The organism is Chryseobacterium sp. WG23 (assembly GCF_024586575.1).
GTDB lineage: Bacteria > Bacteroidota > Bacteroidia > Flavobacteriales > Weeksellaceae > Chryseobacterium.
This window is the reverse complement of record NZ_JALCZE010000005.1, coordinates 87,961-104,754: the sequence shown is the minus strand read 5'-3', so window position 1 is coordinate 104,754 and position 16,794 is coordinate 87,961. Positions and strand designations below refer to the sequence as shown.

Annotated in this window: 19 protein-coding genes; 12 read left to right on the top strand and 7 right to left on the bottom strand. The window is 35.8% G+C overall.

The window, feature by feature from the left end; translation table 11 throughout:
• Window positions 1–84: 84 nt before the first annotated feature.
• Complete coding sequence (locus tag MP477_RS09235; protein ID WP_257190186.1) at window positions 85–909, top strand: universal stress protein; 825 nt, start codon at window positions 85–87, stop codon at window positions 907–909.
• A 294-nt stretch (window positions 910–1,203) separates the two neighbouring features.
• Here MP477_RS09235 and MP477_RS09230 read toward each other — a convergent pair whose 3' ends face one another.
• On the bottom strand, window positions 1,204–1,887 hold the full coding sequence (locus MP477_RS09230) for a RimK family alpha-L-glutamate ligase (protein ID WP_257190185.1): 684 nt from the start codon (window positions 1,885–1,887) through the stop codon (window positions 1,204–1,206).
• Between the two features lie 202 nt (window positions 1,888–2,089).
• Here MP477_RS09230 and MP477_RS09225 point away from each other — a divergent pair, with 202 nt between their 5' ends.
• Window positions 2,090–4,021 carry an acyltransferase family protein gene (locus MP477_RS09225; RefSeq protein ID WP_257190184.1) on the top strand — a complete coding sequence of 644 codons (1,932 nt, stop codon included), beginning with the start codon at window positions 2,090–2,092 and terminating at the stop codon, window positions 4,019–4,021.
• Window positions 4,022–4,183: 162 nt separating this feature from the next.
• Here MP477_RS09225 and MP477_RS09220 read toward each other — a convergent pair whose 3' ends face one another.
• Genes MP477_RS09220 through MP477_RS09210 form a run of 3 tightly spaced genes read right to left on the bottom strand, consistent with a single transcriptional unit; the run spans window position 4,184 to window position 6,593 of the window.
• On the bottom strand, window positions 4,184–5,419 hold the full coding sequence (locus MP477_RS09220) for an RNA polymerase sigma factor (RefSeq protein ID WP_257190183.1): 1,236 nt from the start codon (window positions 5,417–5,419) through the stop codon (window positions 4,184–4,186).
• A 16-nt stretch (window positions 5,420–5,435) separates the two neighbouring features.
• Window positions 5,436–5,783, bottom strand: a complete 348-nt coding sequence (locus tag MP477_RS09215) for a YciI family protein (protein ID WP_230033357.1) — start codon at window positions 5,781–5,783, stop codon at window positions 5,436–5,438.
• Between the two features lie 54 nt (window positions 5,784–5,837).
• A complete protein-coding gene (locus MP477_RS09210; RefSeq protein ID WP_257190182.1) occupies window positions 5,838–6,593 on the bottom strand; it encodes an SDR family oxidoreductase in 756 nt (251 codons plus the stop codon).
• 212 nt (window positions 6,594–6,805) lie between these two features.
• Here MP477_RS09210 and MP477_RS09205 point away from each other — a divergent pair, with 212 nt between their 5' ends.
• From MP477_RS09205 to MP477_RS09190, 4 genes are read left to right on the top strand one after another with little or no spacing between them, the layout of a single operon-like run.
• Complete coding sequence (locus tag MP477_RS09205; protein WP_257190181.1) at window positions 6,806–7,315, top strand: hypothetical protein; 510 nt, start codon at window positions 6,806–6,808, stop codon at window positions 7,313–7,315.
• Window positions 7,312–7,659 carry a tRNA-binding protein gene (locus MP477_RS09200; RefSeq protein ID WP_084086357.1) on the top strand — a complete coding sequence of 116 codons (348 nt, stop codon included), beginning with the start codon at window positions 7,312–7,314 and terminating at the stop codon, window positions 7,657–7,659. Before MP477_RS09205 ends, MP477_RS09200 begins: the two co-directional genes overlap by 4 nt.
• Before the next feature lie 16 nt (window positions 7,660–7,675).
• Window positions 7,676–8,377, top strand: coding sequence for a 3'-5' exonuclease (locus MP477_RS09195; RefSeq protein WP_230033354.1), 702 nt, complete (start codon window positions 7,676–7,678; stop codon window positions 8,375–8,377).
• Window positions 8,378–8,380: 3 nt separating this feature from the next.
• Window positions 8,381–8,707, top strand: a complete 327-nt coding sequence (locus tag MP477_RS09190) for an SUF system Fe-S cluster assembly protein (protein WP_047484523.1) — start codon at window positions 8,381–8,383, stop codon at window positions 8,705–8,707.
• A gap of 46 nt (window positions 8,708–8,753) precedes the next feature.
• On the opposite strand, the gene MP477_RS09185 is transcribed toward MP477_RS09190, so the two are convergent.
• Together MP477_RS09185 and MP477_RS09180 are read right to left on the bottom strand one after the other, a co-directional pair.
• Window positions 8,754–9,590 (bottom strand): sulfurtransferase, encoded by an 837-nt coding sequence (locus MP477_RS09185; protein WP_257190179.1) that lies wholly within the window; start codon window positions 9,588–9,590, stop codon window positions 8,754–8,756.
• A gap of 305 nt (window positions 9,591–9,895) precedes the next feature.
• Window positions 9,896–10,744, bottom strand: coding sequence for a hydroxymethylglutaryl-CoA lyase (locus tag MP477_RS09180; protein WP_230033352.1), 849 nt, complete (start codon window positions 10,742–10,744; stop codon window positions 9,896–9,898).
• Window positions 10,745–10,932: 188 nt separating this feature from the next.
• Between MP477_RS09180 and pepT the strand changes: the two genes are divergently transcribed.
• From pepT to MP477_RS09150, 6 genes are all read left to right on the top strand, one after another.
• Window positions 10,933–12,180, top strand: coding sequence for a peptidase T (gene pepT, locus MP477_RS09175; RefSeq protein ID WP_257190178.1), 1,248 nt, complete (start codon window positions 10,933–10,935; stop codon window positions 12,178–12,180).
• Window positions 12,181–12,186: 6 nt separating this feature from the next.
• A complete protein-coding gene (locus MP477_RS09170; RefSeq protein ID WP_257190177.1) occupies window positions 12,187–12,753 on the top strand; it encodes an energy transducer TonB in 567 nt (188 codons plus the stop codon).
• Window positions 12,754–12,931: 178 nt separating this feature from the next.
• The gene (locus MP477_RS09165; protein WP_230033347.1) at window positions 12,932–13,168 is read left to right on the top strand and encodes a hypothetical protein; all 237 of its coding nucleotides are present in this window, start codon (window positions 12,932–12,934) and stop codon (window positions 13,166–13,168) included.
• 166 nt (window positions 13,169–13,334) lie between these two features.
• Entirely contained in the window at window positions 13,335–13,928 is a 594-nt protein-coding gene (locus MP477_RS09160) for a porin family protein (protein ID WP_257190176.1), read from the top strand.
• A gap of 79 nt (window positions 13,929–14,007) precedes the next feature.
• Window positions 14,008–15,057 (top strand): sensor histidine kinase, encoded by a 1,050-nt coding sequence (locus tag MP477_RS09155; protein WP_257190175.1) that lies wholly within the window; start codon window positions 14,008–14,010, stop codon window positions 15,055–15,057.
• Window positions 15,054–15,788, top strand: coding sequence for a LytTR family DNA-binding domain-containing protein (locus tag MP477_RS09150; protein WP_257190174.1), 735 nt, complete (start codon window positions 15,054–15,056; stop codon window positions 15,786–15,788). Before MP477_RS09155 ends, MP477_RS09150 begins: the two co-directional genes overlap by 4 nt.
• A 56-nt stretch (window positions 15,789–15,844) precedes the next feature.
• Here MP477_RS09150 and MP477_RS09145 read toward each other — a convergent pair whose 3' ends face one another.
• The gene (locus MP477_RS09145; protein ID WP_230033339.1) at window positions 15,845–16,753 is read right to left on the bottom strand and encodes a DUF6268 family outer membrane beta-barrel protein; all 909 of its coding nucleotides are present in this window, start codon (window positions 16,751–16,753) and stop codon (window positions 15,845–15,847) included.
• Window positions 16,754–16,794 lie beyond the last annotated feature (41 nt).

The following is a 16,794-nucleotide window of genomic DNA, read 5'->3' as shown; positions in this document are numbered from 1 at the left end:
ATCATCATTTTATGCAATGTCACCATCTTTTTACTACCATAGAAAGGTTTTGTCTTATAGTTTTACAGAATCAATTTTGGTACAATGAAAACAATAATTGTCTGCACAGATTTTTCCAAAGAAGCAGAAAATGCTACTCATTATGCAGCTTCTATGGCTAAAGAAAATAAGTATAAGATTGTTCTGTTCCACTTACAGACCGTTTCTATTCATGCTTTAAACGCCCAGGTTTCTGCTGATTTTTTCCATGAGCAAACGCTTAAAAATCAAAAGAAAATTTCGGAGAAAGCTGCTCAGCTGGGAAGCTTATATGATCTGGAAACACAGTATTATCTGGCTTCAGGGAACTTTATTGAGGAGCTTGAAAACTGTATCCAGCTAAATAACGGTGATTTTGTGGTCATGGGTATGGCGGAGAAAACACTTGAACAAAGACTGCTCGGAAATATTGTCACCAAAACCATCCACCGGCTCAAAAAACCTGTACTAATCATTCCGGCTCACATAGAATATACAGGAATCAGAAAAATTCTTTTTGCCTATGACACCCACAAAAGCATGACCTGGTCTGCCATGGACGATATTTACAATTTCATCAATGAATTCAAAGCTGAAATTGAAGTGTTCAATGTAAGTGAGAGACTGGAAGATTTTACAGAGGTCATCCATGATATTGATCTGAACTCCGGATATGATCTTGATGATATTAAATACAGCTTTAAAATGATCCAGTCTATAGAAATCATCAAGGCGATTGAAGAGGAAGTGAAACTTACCAATTCGGATTTACTGACAATGGTTCCTTATAAATACAATCTTGTGGAATCTCTTTTCCACAGAAGCAAAACAATAATAATGGCTTACAAAAACAAAGTCCCTTTATTATCAATTCCCTTAAACATAGATTAAGAATCAATAAAAATCTGCACACATTTGAATTATCCTTTTTGCCTTTAAAGGCTAAATTTTACACTTAATCTTGTTTAACAGGACCGGAGAAAAATTTCCGGTCCTGTTTTTATCACAGTAAAGCGATTAAAGCCTGGTAGTAATTTTCCAGTAAAAGAGTATTACTATTCAGGAATAAATAAGGTTCTATGAGTTCCAGTTCCATTAAACTAAATGAATCATTGATAAGCACTCCATCCACTCTTGCATACAGTGTTGATTCAGGCAGGCTTTCTACATAAATTCCAGCCTGTTCTATATGTTTCGGATCAGGAGTTGGGTAGCTAATGCTTCCGCCATGATAATGCTGTACCTGAAGTCTCCCTGCTTAGGAGTTTTTAATGAACAATGGCTGTATTTTCCATTAAAAAACAGAAATGACCATTCTCCATTTTTGATTTCTTCTACGAAAGGCTGTACCATATAATCCTGTTCCCTCAGAAGCCGGTCTATTTCTTTTGAACGCCCGTTACAATTGTTTCTGTCAACAGTGACTGTATTTTGGGCTCCGGCACTTACGCATGGTTTTACGACCAGTTTATCAGCATTAAAATAATTGAAGAAACGGTTGTCAAAAGAAGAGCCTTTTTTTAGATATTCTGCAGGAATCACCGGCAATCCTTTTTTTACAAGATCTCCCAGGTAATGTTTATCACTGTTCCACTTGATAACCTCTGTGGGGTTTAATACTTTAACACCCAGCTTTTTAAGATGATCCAGCCAATTCAGAAATTCATTCAGATGATTATGATAATCCCATGGAGACTTGATAATGGCTACATCAAAGCTGCTCCATTCTACACTTTTATCATTCCAAATGGTTGGAACAACGTCTAGCCCTTTATGTATTAAAAAATTAATCAGCTCTGTATCTTCATCATTAGCCACTCCCTGTGACAGTCTTTCTTCTTTTTTATAGCCTGCTATTGTGATTTTCATGCGTCTGTTATTATGTATTTTATCTTATATAAAGTTGCAAAGAATGCGTGGATAAGCAGAGACACAGATTTTTTTATTTGGAAGGGTACAATTAAAACTATCAAAAACAATTCAATTAAATTAAATTAAATTACAACAGAATTGTTAATAATTACACCTTGTTATAATCTTGTTTTAATATATTTGTCGGAAAACTTATAACATGAATTACAGACCGGAAATTGACGGTTTACGTACCATTGCTGTAACGGCTGTTATCATATTTCATCTCAATTCATATTTCTTAAAAGGTGGATTTTATGGCGTAGACGTTTTTTTTGTATTATCGGGCTATCTGATTACCAGTATACTTATTAAAAGTATAGAAGGTAATAAGTTTTCAATGTTGAATTTCTGGATCAGACGTGTAAAACGGTTAATACCATTACTTATATCTGTTATTATCACTGTATTGATAATTATTCCTCAATTTGTTTTCAAGCCTTATTTTAAAGATGTTCTCTCGGATATCTTTCCTGCATTATTTTCCTATTTTAATATACATGCTTATTTCAATTTTGGTGATTACTGGGGCCGTGGAGCTGAAAATTCTTATTTTTTGCACACCTGGTCGCTTTCAGTAGAAGAGCAATTCTATTTATTATATCCTCCATTTTTACTGGTATCCTATAAATATTTTAAAAGTTTTCTAAAGCCTTTAATAATACTCACTACAGTGAGTTTGCTCGCATTTCTTTTTCTAGTAAAAGCTGACAGGGAATTTGCATTTTATATGTTACCAACAAGATTATGGGAATTGTCTGCGGGTGGAATTTTAAGTTGTATACCAATAAAGAGAGTAAAAGATAACATTTTTAGAAATTTGCTTCCTTTATTTGGACTTTTACTTATTGCTATCAGCTATGTTTTTAGCAGCTCTGCAATTGACTATTACATTCTTTTGCCTGTATTAGGCACTATGCTGATCATTTATTTTTGCAGTACTGAAGATATTTTAGGTAAAATCCTTTCTACAAAGCTATTTATTTTTATCGGCAGGCTTTCATACTCATTATACCTATGGCACTGGCCGGTAATCATTTTATTTAAGAATCTTACTTTTCAGCTTCAGAGCTGGAGCAACTTACAGAAATACATCTGCATTCTGGTCATTACATTCTTACTTTCTTGTATATCCTATTATTTTATTGAAAAAAAGACTAAAAATTATCAACATACACCTAAAATTGTTTTTTCCGGTATTCTTGGAATTATTTTATTATTCTTTTATTTTAAATCAGATTTATTTAATATTTATTATAAGGATAAATTTAATAAAACTTCCTACTATTTGAGATATTACGATATCTCGCCAACACAAGTAAAGATAAAAAAAGATAATCCTTTGCTTTATAATATTAACATGCCCGTAAGACCTGATTCTTTGTCAACCGCTTTTAAAAAGGAGGGTTTTATAGTAAAAAAAGGCAATAAAGATCCTGAAATAGTATTAATAGGAGATTCTCATGGAGTAATGTGGGCTAAAATAATTGATGAAATAGCTGACACGAAAAATATCTCAAGATCATTTTACACTACAAATGCTTCAAGACCTTTTATCTCAATTTCCAACATTAAGGATCAAATTCCAAATCCTTATTTTACAAAAGAACAAAGAGTTGGATTTGCTATATCTATGATTTCCAATATTAAAAAATGGAAACCTAAAAAAGTTATTTTCTCCTGTAGGTGGAGTACCCTAGATACTTATGAACGTAATCATTTTGTAGAACTGCTTGAGTTTTTGGGTAAAGAAGGAATAGAAATTATTCTTATAAATCAGCCGCCGGTTTTACATTTCTTTCAAGATCAGAATGCTTCGCAATATTTTAATTACTTAGGGTTAAAACCATTTAACGGATATCATATGGTAAAAGCAAAAGATAATTCCGCAGCAAAAGCAAATGAGTACCTGAAAAAATTACAAGAAAAGAACTCCCTTATAAAGATTATAGATATTTATAGCGATATATATTCAAATGGAAAAGTAAGAATTACATATAAAAATGATATACTCTATTTTGATGATGATCACCTTTCATATGCAGGAACTAAAATACATATAAAAAAGCTTGAAAAATATATCTTGCAATAAAGCTGTTTTTATATCATAGAAAAACTAAATATAAGAGTTATTCAATTTTAGACTATTCCCTGTAACTTGTATTACTACATAATAAACAGTAATTGAATTTTTGTAAAAGAGTAACGTCTGAATAAAGTCCGCTTATATTTTTTCTTATCGTGAAGTCTTCAGTTATTTAGTTTCCAGCGTATCAATATATCTTTTAAAAGTATTAATGATGGCCTGCGAGCTAGACATTTTTATGGCGAACTCAAAATGTTGTATTGCTTTTGACCTGTCAATATCAGTATAAAGATAACCTAACAGGGAATAGTAGAAAGGATTGTTGATAAGCTTTAGTTTTTCAGCCTCAATAATTGCTGCAGATTTTCCTCTTACTTTTGCAAAGCTAAAAGTACGGTTAAGGGCAGCCATAGGAGAGTATTCAATCTGTAAAAGCCGATTGTATAATTGCAAAATATTTTCCCATTTTTCATCATTATCTTTCTTTTTTGTGTGCCAATAGGCAATAGCAGCTTCGAGATGAAATTTGGTTAAAGCATCTCCTGTAGCACTTTGGTTAAGGTGTTTGATTCCTTTTTTTATAAGCTCAACGTCCCATAGTGAATCATCTTGTTCTTCATATAAAATGTTTTCTCCCTTGTCATTAATTCTGGCATTGAATCTCGAAGAATGAAAATACATTAAAGATAGCAATGCATGAGTAGCGGGGACATTTGTCAGTTTGTTTTCGAGTAGTAATAAGGTTAATCTTATCGCTTCAAGACAAAGATCTTTTCTAAGAACTGTATGTTGCGATGTTGAATAATATCCTTCTGAAAATAGTAAATAGAGTGTTGTGAATACTGTTTCTGAGCCAGAAAGAATCTGTGAAACTGAGGGCGGTTCAATTTTTATTCCTTCTGTTTTTAATTTTTCTTTTGCACGATTCAGTCTTTTATAAACGGCTTCTTTAGTAACCAGAAAAGCATCTGCAATTTCCTGTATTCCAAATCCGCAAAGTAAATTTAGAGCTAAAGAAATTTGGGAATCTTTTGAAATAGAAGGATTACAAATAGTAAACATCATGGCTAATTGGCTGTCAATGATATTTTTGTCAGAAAGGTCTATTTCAAATTCTTCATAATTACGAGACGAATATTTTATTTCATTCGATATCTTTTGCTGAAATAAGGAGTTTCTTTTAAGGTGATTTTTAGTTTTATTCTTAGCTACGGTGTACAGCCACGCTGTAGGATTTTCAGGAATTCCATTAATGCTCCAAGTTTCAGTCGCTGTAAGAAAAGTATCACTTACTATATCCTCTGCGATTTCAATATGATCAATACCAAATAAAGAACAGAGCACAGAAACAATTTTCCTATACTCTGTTCTGAATAAATTAGGTATTAATGCCTGTTCCTGCATTATATGGTTACATAATTTATTGAGCCGGTGGGATAGCCATTCTAACCTCTACACTTGCTCCCCACTGAAGTATAGGGCAGCCTTTTGCTATTTCTACAGCTTCGTCATAATTCTCAGCTCTTATGATAAACATTCCACCAATTGATTCTTTAATCTCTGCATAGGGTCCATTAGTAACTAAATCATTTTTTACAACTCTTCCATCGAGGTCCCATCTTTTAGGAGGAGAAACCAATTTATTTTGTGCGGCAATACTTCCTAGCCAATCCTGGAAAGGCTGAATAGATGCCTGCATTTGTTCTGGTGAGGGGCTGGCATCCTTATTAATGATATCTCTGTGTATGGCAATTAAAAATTCATTCATGATTTGAAAATTTTAAATATAATGCTTCTATAAATTTAATAATAACTTTTGATTCTATCTCTGGTTTTCCGGATTTGCAATCCACTCATCATAACGGATGCTTCCTAATTTTGCGTCGTTGTTGGGTACAAGGGTACTGTCATTCAATGGGGCTCCGAAATAAGTTGCAGCTGGGCTAGTCACTACTTCATCCTGATTCTTCATTAATGATATATATTTTCTTACCAGATCATCCAATCTTATTTTTTCTGGTCCTCCAATTTCTACTGTGGTATTTTTGGGAGAATTGATCGTAACATCCGTCATTGCTTTTACCACGTCATCTGAGGCGATAGGCTGAATCAAAGCTGGAGAAACAACTATTTTATGATCAGCTGTACTTGAATGAACAATCCCACCAACAAATTCAAAAAACTGTGTAGAGTGAACAATCGTATAAGGAATTCCTGATTCTTTAATAAGATCCTCCTGAACCTGTTTCGCTCTGAAATATCCGCTTTCCTGTAAACGCTCTGTGCCTACAACAGATAAAGCAATGTGATGTTTTATTCCTGCATTTTTTTCTGCAGCAATTAGGTTAGTTCCTGATATTTTGAAGAATTTCATTACCTCATCATCTGCGAAAGAAGGAGAGTTGGCAACATCTACTACAACATCTACATTTTCTAAAGCCTGGTCAAGACCTTCTCCTGTAATAGTATTGACTCCTGAGTTGGGAGATGCTGCCAGAACATCATATCCCAAGTTTCTAAGACTGTTAACAAGTTTACTACCAATAAGGCCAGTACCGCCAATTACTGTAATTTTCATTATGTATCATTTTATGGGTTTATTACGTAATGACAATTGACTCTTTTAATTTGGACAAAAATGTTGAAAAAATTTTATTAGTAAAAAAACTCATAGATTTCGAGACTAAACTCGACTTCATTCGATCGATATACTATCCTTCAACATTATAATTGTAGAATACCCTCACAATTCTCAATATTTTAATACATTTGTTATAAAACCTATTCAGCATGAATTTTGAGCAGATCAACCTCCATCTTGAAGCTTATAAGGAACATGACCAGATCCTGGATGCAGCGAAATACCTGATCCACTCTTTTCATCTGGAGCATGAAAACTTTGCGGGGTTTGGATTCAGGCAGGAGCTTTCCCCTACTTCGATGCTTCTTACGGCAGAAGGAGAACTGGGAGGTCCGCAGATGGTCATGATCCCAAAAAATTTATTCGATTTTGATCTGAACCTTGTCTTGAATATGATTGCCCACGAGATGCTTCACGTGAGACAAAAAGCTCCGGGACAGGTAATAGAAGATAAAAATGAGCGGGAATTTCAGGCGTACTACGAGATGCTTTTTCATAAAGCTTTCCCACAGGTACCTGAAGTTTCAGATTTTCATAAAAAATTCTTCGGAGACAAAGCTCTTGAATATTACAGAAGAATGGGGGAAGGTTCAGAATTACAGCAAAAATATGCAGAACAGAAAACTGAAGTAGAACATTTAATTAACGTATTACCATGACCGTAAAACCAGACATCACTTGGGCAGATTTTGAAAAAATAGATATCCGATGCGGAACCATTCTTTCCGTCAATGATTTTGAAAAAGCAAGAAACCCTTCTTATCAGCTGGAAATAGACTTTGGCGACCTAGGAATCAGAAAATCATCAGCACAGATCACTTCTCTCTATCAGAAAGAAGAATTGATAGGAAAACAGATTCTCGCCGTGGTTAATTTCCCTAAAAAACAAATTGCCAACTTTTTCAGCGAATGCCTTGTATTAGGGCTATATGGTGAAGATAAGCAGGATGTCACTCTTCTGGCTCCTTCCTTACCTACCAAAAACGGAATGCAGGTAGGATAATAAACAAAAAACACATATGATACAGAACATACCATTAGAAAGAATATTGTTTCTTGATATCGAAACTGTGCCACAGGCTGGTTCCTGGGATGAATTATCAGAAACTGACCAATACCTCTGGGACAAAAAAACAAGGTTTCAGAGAAAAGAAGATATTTCCGCAGAAGACTTTTATGAAAGAGCCGGTATTATGGCTGAGTTCGGAAAAATCATCTGCATTACCATCGGAATGGTAGAAAAGAATGAAACATTAAAGATCAAAAGTTTCTCAGGACATGATGAGAAAAAAATGCTTCAGGAGTTTGGGGAGATTTTCAACAGTCCAAGGCTCCGGGATGTGATTCTCTGTGCCCACAACGGAAAAGAATTTGATTTTCCGTGGATTGCCAGACGATACCTGATCAACGGAATGCAGCCTCCGGCTCCGTTTCAGATGTTCGGAAAAAAGCCGTGGGAGATTCCTCATATCGATACCATGGAGCTTTGGAAATTTGGAGATTATAAAAGTTTTGTCTCCCTTGAACTGCTTGCCCATGTCTTTGGAATTCCTACTCCAAAAGACGATATAGATGGGTCAATGGTTTCATCAATCTACTACATAGAAAAAGACTTGCAGCGAATAGTTGATTATTGTGAAAAAGATGTCTTAACTTTGGCAAATATTTTCCGGCGCATGCGTCAGGAAGATTTGTTGAAAAGGAATATCAATCTAGATTAAAAAATGAAATTTACAGACGATCAAATTGCTGACATTGGTGAAGAAATCATCAAGGTACTGAAATCCGTATATGACCCTGAAATACCGGTGGACATTTACGAATTAGGGCTGATTTATGATGTACAAATCTCCGATGATGTAGACGTGAAAATTGTAATGACACTTACTACTCCCAACTGCCCTGTGGCTGAAACCCTTCCACAAGAAGTAAAAGATAAAGTTGGGGAAGTAGAACATGTAAAAAGTGTTGATTTAGAGCTTACCTTTGAACCGAGCTGGAACAAGGATATGATGAGCGAGGAAGCTAAGTTTGAACTGGGAATGCTTTAATCATTATAAAATATAAAACCTCAGAAATTTCTGAGGTTTATGTTTTTTAAATGTCTTTTGCAATTTCTTTTCCTTCTCTCCTGCTCCACTCACTCCATGAACCTACATACAGATTGGGAATTTTAAACCCGGCATAATCTAACGCTAAAATCGTGTGACATGCCGTAACGCCTGATCCACAATGGATAATCAAATGCTCCGGCTTATTTTCTAACCATTTATTATATTTTTCCTTTAAAATCTCAGGTTTCAGGAAGAATCCGTTTTCATCCAAATTTTCTGAAAAAGGAATATTGATTGCCCCCGGAATATGCCCGGCAACCAGATCAATAGGTTCCGATTCTCCCCTGTATCGGTAGGCATCCCTTACGTCAATAACAGTAGCAGAAGTATTTTTCAATTCATTTTCAACTTCTTCCAGTTTTGAAACAGGCAGAAACCAGTGATCTTTTTTCATCAATGGAACCTTTTTAACCTCCTCTTTTCCAGAAGAAAATTCTATGCCTTCTTTTTCCGCTGCCTGCATTCCGCCATTAAGAACCTGTACCTTTTCGAATCCAAAAGATTTGAGCATCCACCAAGCTCTTGCTGCTGCATTGGAAGCGTTTTTATCATCATATACCACGATGTGGGAATCTTCAGAGATTCCAAGGTTTGATAACGTTTCAGCAAATTTTTCTATGGAAGGAAGTGGATGTCTTCCCCCAAAAGCTGCATCCTCTCCTATCTCCGCCAAATCTTTATCCAAATCGATGAATAATGCTCCTTTGATATGTTTCTCAAGGTAATTCCCGGCAACATCTTTTCCGGTTCTTGCATCAAGAATGATGAGGTTGCCTGTAGGGAAGCTTTTTAATTCGGAAGGTGAAATTATTGGAGACATTTTGTTGATTTTTTGAGTTAATTATAATTACATTTTGGTTAAAACCATTGATATTTGAATATAGTAAAGCGGGGTATCCATTTATTCCGTAAGGGTAATTTCAATACATTTTAGTCTGAACTCTATCTTATAAGATCAATAGAAATTGCTTTTAGTAGCCTCAAACGGTATTTTTGTCATTCCGCAGGAATCTAAGCCATTATATTTAGTAAAAATTGAGATTCTTACGGAATGACAAACCTAACGCCGTTTATACAGTCTGTATAATTGTTCAAATCTGCTGGATATTTGACTATTAATTCATTCTAAAAATGAAAAATATCCTTAGCCTTATTGTAAGAACTTTCAAAGTTTAGGAGGTTCAGCTTGTGATCTGCTTTTTCAACACTCATAAAATTGATCACCTGTTCAGTAGGCATATTTCCCACCAGATCGTCTTTAGCCATAGGACATCCTCCGATTCCTTTAATTGCACTGTCGAATCTTCTGCAACCTTGATCGTAAGCCGCTTTTAATTTCGAATAAGAATCTTCATAACGGTTATGGAAATGTCCCCCGAAATTGATTTCAGGATATTTTGAAGGAATTTTTTCAAATAAAAGAGCAATTGTTTCGGGAGTGGCTACTCCTGTTGTATCAGAAAGCAGAATATCTTTCACTCCGATTTCTGAAAATCTTTGTGCCCAACGGTCTACATCTTCCCATTTCCACATTTCTCCATATGGATTTCCAAAGGCCATAGAGAAATAAATGTTCAGCTGTTTTCCTTCACTTTTGGTCAGCTCAAGCATTCTGATAATTTCCTCAAAAGCTTCTTCCTGGCTTTTATTCGTATTTCTATGCTGGAATGTTTCAGAAATAGAGAAAGGGAATCCAAGAATATCTACTGAAGCATGTTTTAATGCTTTTTCAGCGCCTCTGTAGTTTCCGATAATAGCAGAAACCTGGGTTTTGGAACGGGATTTATCAATATTTTCAGCAACCACATCAGAGTCTGCCATCTGCGGAATTGCTTTTGGTGAAACAAAACTCAGGCAATCCAATACATCAAAACCAACATCCATTAAAGAGTTGATATAATCTATTTTTTTATCAGTGGGGATAAACTCTCCCCATCCCTGCATGGCATCTCTTGGGCATTCAGTTAGAAACATTGGTACTTTTCATTTTCTCAAATATAATAAAACTAAACCAGTTCGTATACGGTACATACAAATCTAACATTATTTTGATTTTCAAAGATTTATATCCGATTTAAAATTTCAATAACTGATATTCAATCGCAAATAACCTATTCTGAGCAGCAAATTTGCTAACTTTGTTAAAATTTATGATTAATCTAATGAGTACAATAGAATTCAACCCTTTGTGGAAAGAGAAATTACTGAACCGTTTTCTTAGTTATGTAAAAATATATTCAACCAGTGATGCCGAGAGTGAAGCAACACCTTCCACTCCAAGACAGTGGGATATTGCCAATTATATTACTGAAGAACTGAAGACCATAGGTTTGGAAAATGTTTCCATTGATGGGAATGGTTATATTATGGGATATATTCCTTCTAACCTGGAAAATGACGACAGACCTACTATTGGATTCATTTCACATTATGATACTTCACCGGACTTCAGCGGAGAGAATGTAAATCCTCAGGTTTGGAAGAATTATGATGGAAATGATCTTCTGCTGAACCAGACCACAGGATTCACTTTATCTCCTTCAAAATTTGAAAGTTTAAAAAAATATATCGGCCAAACGTTAATTACAACAGATGGAAACACGCTTCTGGGTGCTGATGATAAAGCAGGATGTGCAGAGATTGTAACGGCTGCAGAATATCTGATTGCCCACCCTGAAATTAAACACGGAAGAATTGCTGTAGGGTTTACCCCTGATGAAGAAATCGGAAGAGGGGCGCACAAATTTGATGTGGCAAAATTTGGGGCAGAATGGGCCTATACAATGGATGGCGGAGAAGTTGGAGAGCTTGAATATGAAAACTTCAATGCTGCAGGAGCTGTAGTGAAAATCCACGGATTAAGTGTACACCCTGGTTATGCTTACAGAAAAATGGTCAATGCAGCGCTTTTAGCTGCCGAATTTGCACAGAGCCTTCCGGCAAATGAAACGCCTGCTACCACTAAAGGTTTTGACGGTTTCTATCATTTAATGGATATCACTGCTGACATTTCTGAAGCTAAACTTCAGTATATCATCCGTGATCATAATGCTGATAAATTTGAAGCCAGAAAGAAATTCATGGAAGAAAAAGTAGCTGAATTCAACCAAAAACATGGTGAAGGAACTGCTGAAGTGGAGATCAAGGAGCAATACAGAAATATGAAGCAGCAGTTCGAAGGCAAAATGCACATTGTAGATCTTGCTGCGAAAGCAATGACAGAAGCAGGTATTGAACCTAAGATCAAAGCGATCAGAGGAGGAACAGATGGAGCTCAGCTTTCTTATATGGGCCTTCCATGTCCCAATATCTTTGCCGGAGGAATCAACTTCCATGGACCTTATGAGTATGTAGCTTTGGAAAGTATGGAAAAAGCAACCGAAGTAATCATTAATATTGTAAAAGCTTAATTACTGATGAAAAAACTCTCAGCATTAGCATTCATTTTTGTTTTTGTTTTCAGCAGTGCCCAAATTTCTGAATTTCAGAGAGCAGACTCCCGCTATGACAGAAAGAAAACGGCTCTGTATAAAAAATATCCTAAGCCTAATGATCTAAGAACCAAGAAGGAGTGGCTTCTTACTGAGGATAAAATAACATCATACAAAAATGCTTTAGATCAGCTTTCCGCTGAAGACAAGAAAATAATTGCTTTAGACCCACCTACAAAAGGTAAAGTTACCAAGGAAGCAGAATATGAAAAGGGAAAAAGAGCTTTTCATCAGCTTCTGCATGAGGCAGCTGATCTTGATTTTCTAAATTTTGCTTCAGATTCTTACAAAGCAACAATGAGCTTCGTAGTAGATTCTAAAGGAAACGCTCTTGATGCACAGGTAAAGGGGAATAATGAAGATGTAAATGCATTCATTGAAGCCGCCTTCTACCGTATCAAAGATAAAGGCAAATGGAAACCTGCCGAAAACAACGGGAAACCGGTATCTTCTACAGTCTCTATTCCTTTGACGTTAACATTTAAAAAATAACAGAATAAACCCGCTACACAGTGGGTTTATTTTTTTTCTTCTAGGGGGTAAGCATAATTCAGACATTACACTTATTAACAGGCACTTAAAAGTACAACTCATTTGATTTTTCATTATATTTACTTTCACATACAAAAAAGACTATTAACTTTTAACATCAAATTGCATTATGAAAAAAATGAAAAAACTTTTGAGAAAAGACCTCTCAACAATTCTTGGTAACGGAATAGACAACTGCCATATGGGTGGAGATTCTTATAATTGCCAGAGTGACTGCCAATGTGCTTATGGAAAAGCCTGTGAAATGTATGAGGATGGCAGCCCCGGACAATGTATTGCCGTGGGAGGAGGAACTCCAGGCGGCGGCGGAGGCGGATGTTTTCCACCAATCATTTGTGAAGAGCAACCTTTTTAAATATTTAAAATCGAAAGAAAGATCTTTCGATTTTTTTTATCCCTGCCTTTTCTACTTCTCTCAAAAAAGGAGACTTATCATAACATTTCTACCGTTCATCAAATAAAGTTTCACCTCATCTTTCTGATTTGTTGTTTTGCATCAAGTTTTTAACAACAATCAATTTATGAAACATCAATTTTTAGCAATCAGCTCCCTGTTATTATGCATCACCTGCTCCATAGAAACTCAGGCACAGCAGACCCCGGCTTTTCACATTGGAGTAAAGGGAGGCACAAATTTTACAAAAACCTCAACGGAATCTTCCTTGGAAGGAAAATACGGATTTGGTTATCAGGCAGGAATTATGACAAGAATGGATATTGGCCGTCTTTATGTACAAGGAGAAGCATTATTCAACAAAAGAAAAACATCTTACGAAGCAAAAGACGGAAGTTCAGCAAAACTGAGCTGGAATGCTATTGATATTCCTGTAGTAGTGGGATATAAAGTAATAAAAACAGACGACATCAACCTAAGGGTATTTGCCGGTGGAGTGTACAGTTATGCTTTTAATAATAAAATATCAACTTCACAAGCTCTTCAGGAGGGTTTTAAAAAGTTTGACAAATCCAATATAGGGCTTACGGGAGGTGTAGGTGTAGATTATAAGAATTTCACCGTAGACCTTAGGTATGAAACAGGACTTTCAAGCATCAGCAAAGATTTTAAATCCAAACCCCACAGTTTCAGCTTAGGAATAGGCTATTTCTTATTTTAAAAAACTTAAATTATCTTTACCATTAGAAACTGCTACTCTGCAGTTTCTATTTTTTTATAACTTTACTTTACATCTTCTCATGACAAAACCTTTTATTGTTAAAGAATATATTTTCACTTTTATTTTCTGGCTTGTTTTTGCGATTGTATTATGGTGTAATTTCCAGATTGCTACAGAAACATACCTGGCTGTGATTCAATCGGTAATCATTACCATCTGTTCTTTTATGTTCACTCATTTTTTGACTGCCAAACTCCTTCCCAAGGCTTTACATTTAAAAAAAATGAGGAGATTTCTGATACAGGCGGCTATAGTTATTCTTCTTTTAAGTGTCATTTATTCTGTCATATTCACTTACCTGGAAGTTGCTCCCAAAACAGATCTTCCGCCCACTTTTAAGGGACATCTCCCTATTTTATGGCAAGGATTTTATATGGCGCTTCCCGCTTCTTTTCTGATTAACGGATCAGCCTGTGGCATTAAATTTTATAAGGAACACGGAAGAATAGAGCGGGATCATATTCTTCTTCAGCAGGCTCACCTGGAAAATCAGCTCAAGCTGCTGCAGGATCAGATCAATCCGCATGTGGTATTCAATATCCTGAACCACATTCATATTCTGATGAAAACAGATATCCAGCTTGCTGATTTCTTACTGATGAAGTTTTCAGATATTTTAAGGTATCAGCTCTATCACTGTAATCAAAACCTGGTGCCTCTGGATAAAGAAATTGAATATTTGCAAAACCTGGTTGAAGTGGAGAAATTAAGATGGGGAAATGAACTGGAGGTTGATGCCCATTGGAAAATTGACCATAAAAAAGCTTCTATTGCTCCTCTGCTATTGGTATCCTTTATTGAAAACGCCTTTAAATATGTTTGTCGGCTTCCCGGACAAATTGGATATATCAGAATTTCATGTCAAGAAGAAAATAACAGCCTTTTATTATATGTAGAAAACTCGTATTCTGACAGGGTGATGTATAAAAAGAAGGAAGGAACCGGCGGAATTGGTATTCAAAATGTAAAAAAGCGTTTAAAATTACAATATCCGGACTCTCATGATTTAAAAATTGAATCTGACGGCCATGTTTATAAAGTCACTTTAACCTTACAATTATCTGAATGAGCAATAATATACCTAAAATGAAATGTCTGATCATAGATGATGAACCGTTAGCCAGATTCCATCTTAAAGCACTGGCAGACCAGATAGATTTTTTATCCGTTGAAGGCACTTGTGCAACTGCATTAGAGGCAGATTCCAAAGTAAAGGAATGTGAAATAGATCTTCTTTTTCTGGATATCAATATGCCCTATTTAAGTGGTCTTGAATTTTTGGAACAGCTCGAAAACCCACCGTTATGCATCCTTACAACTGCGTATTCCGAATATGCACTGGAAGGATTCCGGCTGCAGGTAGCCGATTATCTTTTAAAGCCTATTGCTTTTAACCGTTTTTATCAGGCCGTCAATAAAGCCCAGCAACAGTTTATCATCAGTGAGAAACTGAAAAAAAACACGCCTTTGGATGATCCCTTTCTATATGTAAGGCAGTCTGATTCTTTTATCAAAGTTTCCTGGGTGGATATTCTATATGTTGAAAGTATGCAGAATTACACCAAGCTTCATTTTAAAGATAAGTCTCTGATCATTCATCAGACCATGAAAGCTATTGAAGAATCTTTACCTTCCGAACATTTTTTCAGAATCCATAAATCGTTTCTGATTAATATTACCCATATTGACATGATTTCCGGAGGCCGTCTGTTTATCAATAAAATAGAGCTTCCTATTTCCCGTACCCGAAAAGAGGAACTGCTCAATCAGGTGGTATATAAGAAGCTTATCAGCAAATAGAAAAATTGGAATTGAAAGAGGGAATGATGAGATACTTTCCCTCTTCAATTGCTTTATTAAGGTAAGTTCCAGCGTAAGGCAAGAGCCACATAAAATGTACTTGCAAATTTGGGATCAGCTATCTTTTTCTCCCTGAAGATGCTTTTGATTTTCCTGTCACTTTCGCTAAAACTTCTCAATAAGGCTGTTCCTCCTGTAAGATGAAGGCTCAGTTTATCATTAAGCTTTATTTCAGGTCTTATTCCTGCCGTGATCTGCTGATAGCCGAGCAAGGTAGATTTTCCATCCTTATTCCTTTCTACAGACATCCCGCTGAGGTTTACCACTGCTTTTAATGCAAATTTATCGGTAAACTGATAGCCGGCTTCCATTCCTTCCGGGAAATTGATATTGAACTTAATTTTCCCATTGGTCTTCCAATCGAAGTAAATCCATGGCATAATCATAGGAACTCCAAATGCTGTGGTAAGCACAGGACCTCCACCAAGGGCCAGATTAGGATTAAAATGTCTGATAAAAAGAATTCCACCCTGCCCCAGTACATCATCAAAACTGATGTTTTCCATATCGGTATATACGCCTACTGATGCGGTCATCATCATGCTCCACTTCCTTCCTAATGGTCTCAAGTGCTGTATTCCAATCTGGGCATTCAGCATCTGATTGGGAAATAGCTGATTTTCATAATTTTTGTGGGTCATCTTTGCATAGGATCCACCGAGGAGCATAGACCAGGCCTTTACTTTACCATTGCTGTCTTTTTTTACAGACAACGGGATACTTAGATTCAGGTCTACTCTTTTAAAATCACTTTTAGAATTTGTTTTTAAGCTGTCTTCCGGACGGATATAACTGGAGGAAGCAATATACTCTGTTTTAAGCTCACCGGATATTCCGGATTGGGCATTGATCCAGTATCCTAATGGCAATACACAGCAGAAAACCGTCAAAAGGTTTCTCTTCATAATTTAAATTTTACGCAAAGAGAGCCCTTTGGCTGTTCTTC

Excerpts from the sequence above, each read along its gene's own strand:
- MP477_RS09235 (WP_257190186.1), top strand. The coding sequence starts at position 85 with ATGAAAACAATAATTGTCTGCACAGATTTTTCCAAAGAAGCAGAAAAT.
- MP477_RS09230 (WP_257190185.1), bottom strand. The coding sequence starts at position 1,887 with ATGAAAATCACAATAGCAGGCTATAAAAAAGAAGAAAGACTGTCACAG.
- MP477_RS09225 (WP_257190184.1), top strand. The coding sequence starts at position 2,090 with ATGAATTACAGACCGGAAATTGACGGTTTACGTACCATTGCTGTAACG.
- MP477_RS09220 (WP_257190183.1), bottom strand. The coding sequence starts at position 5,419 with ATGCAGGAACAGGCATTAATACCTAATTTATTCAGAACAGAGTATAGG.
- MP477_RS09215 (WP_230033357.1), bottom strand. The coding sequence starts at position 5,783 with ATGAATGAATTTTTAATTGCCATACACAGAGATATCATTAATAAGGAT.
- MP477_RS09210 (WP_257190182.1), bottom strand. The coding sequence starts at position 6,593 with ATGAAAATTACAGTAATTGGCGGTACTGGCCTTATTGGTAGTAAACTT.
- MP477_RS09205 (WP_257190181.1), top strand. The coding sequence starts at position 6,806 with ATGAATTTTGAGCAGATCAACCTCCATCTTGAAGCTTATAAGGAACAT.
- MP477_RS09200 (WP_084086357.1), top strand. The coding sequence starts at position 7,312 with ATGACCGTAAAACCAGACATCACTTGGGCAGATTTTGAAAAAATAGAT.
- MP477_RS09195 (WP_230033354.1), top strand. The coding sequence starts at position 7,676 with ATGATACAGAACATACCATTAGAAAGAATATTGTTTCTTGATATCGAA.
- MP477_RS09190 (WP_047484523.1), top strand. The coding sequence starts at position 8,381 with ATGAAATTTACAGACGATCAAATTGCTGACATTGGTGAAGAAATCATC.
- MP477_RS09185 (WP_257190179.1), bottom strand. The coding sequence starts at position 9,590 with ATGTCTCCAATAATTTCACCTTCCGAATTAAAAAGCTTCCCTACAGGC.
- MP477_RS09180 (WP_230033352.1), bottom strand. The coding sequence starts at position 10,744 with ATGTTTCTAACTGAATGCCCAAGAGATGCCATGCAGGGATGGGGAGAG.
- pepT (WP_257190178.1), top strand. The coding sequence starts at position 10,933 with ATGAGTACAATAGAATTCAACCCTTTGTGGAAAGAGAAATTACTGAAC.
- MP477_RS09170 (WP_257190177.1), top strand. The coding sequence starts at position 12,187 with ATGAAAAAACTCTCAGCATTAGCATTCATTTTTGTTTTTGTTTTCAGC.
- MP477_RS09165 (WP_230033347.1), top strand. The coding sequence starts at position 12,932 with ATGAAAAAACTTTTGAGAAAAGACCTCTCAACAATTCTTGGTAACGGA.
- MP477_RS09160 (WP_257190176.1), top strand. The coding sequence starts at position 13,335 with ATGAAACATCAATTTTTAGCAATCAGCTCCCTGTTATTATGCATCACC.
- MP477_RS09155 (WP_257190175.1), top strand. The coding sequence starts at position 14,008 with ATGACAAAACCTTTTATTGTTAAAGAATATATTTTCACTTTTATTTTC.
- MP477_RS09150 (WP_257190174.1), top strand. The coding sequence starts at position 15,054 with ATGAGCAATAATATACCTAAAATGAAATGTCTGATCATAGATGATGAA.
- MP477_RS09145 (WP_230033339.1), bottom strand. The coding sequence starts at position 16,753 with ATGAAGAGAAACCTTTTGACGGTTTTCTGCTGTGTATTGCCATTAGGA.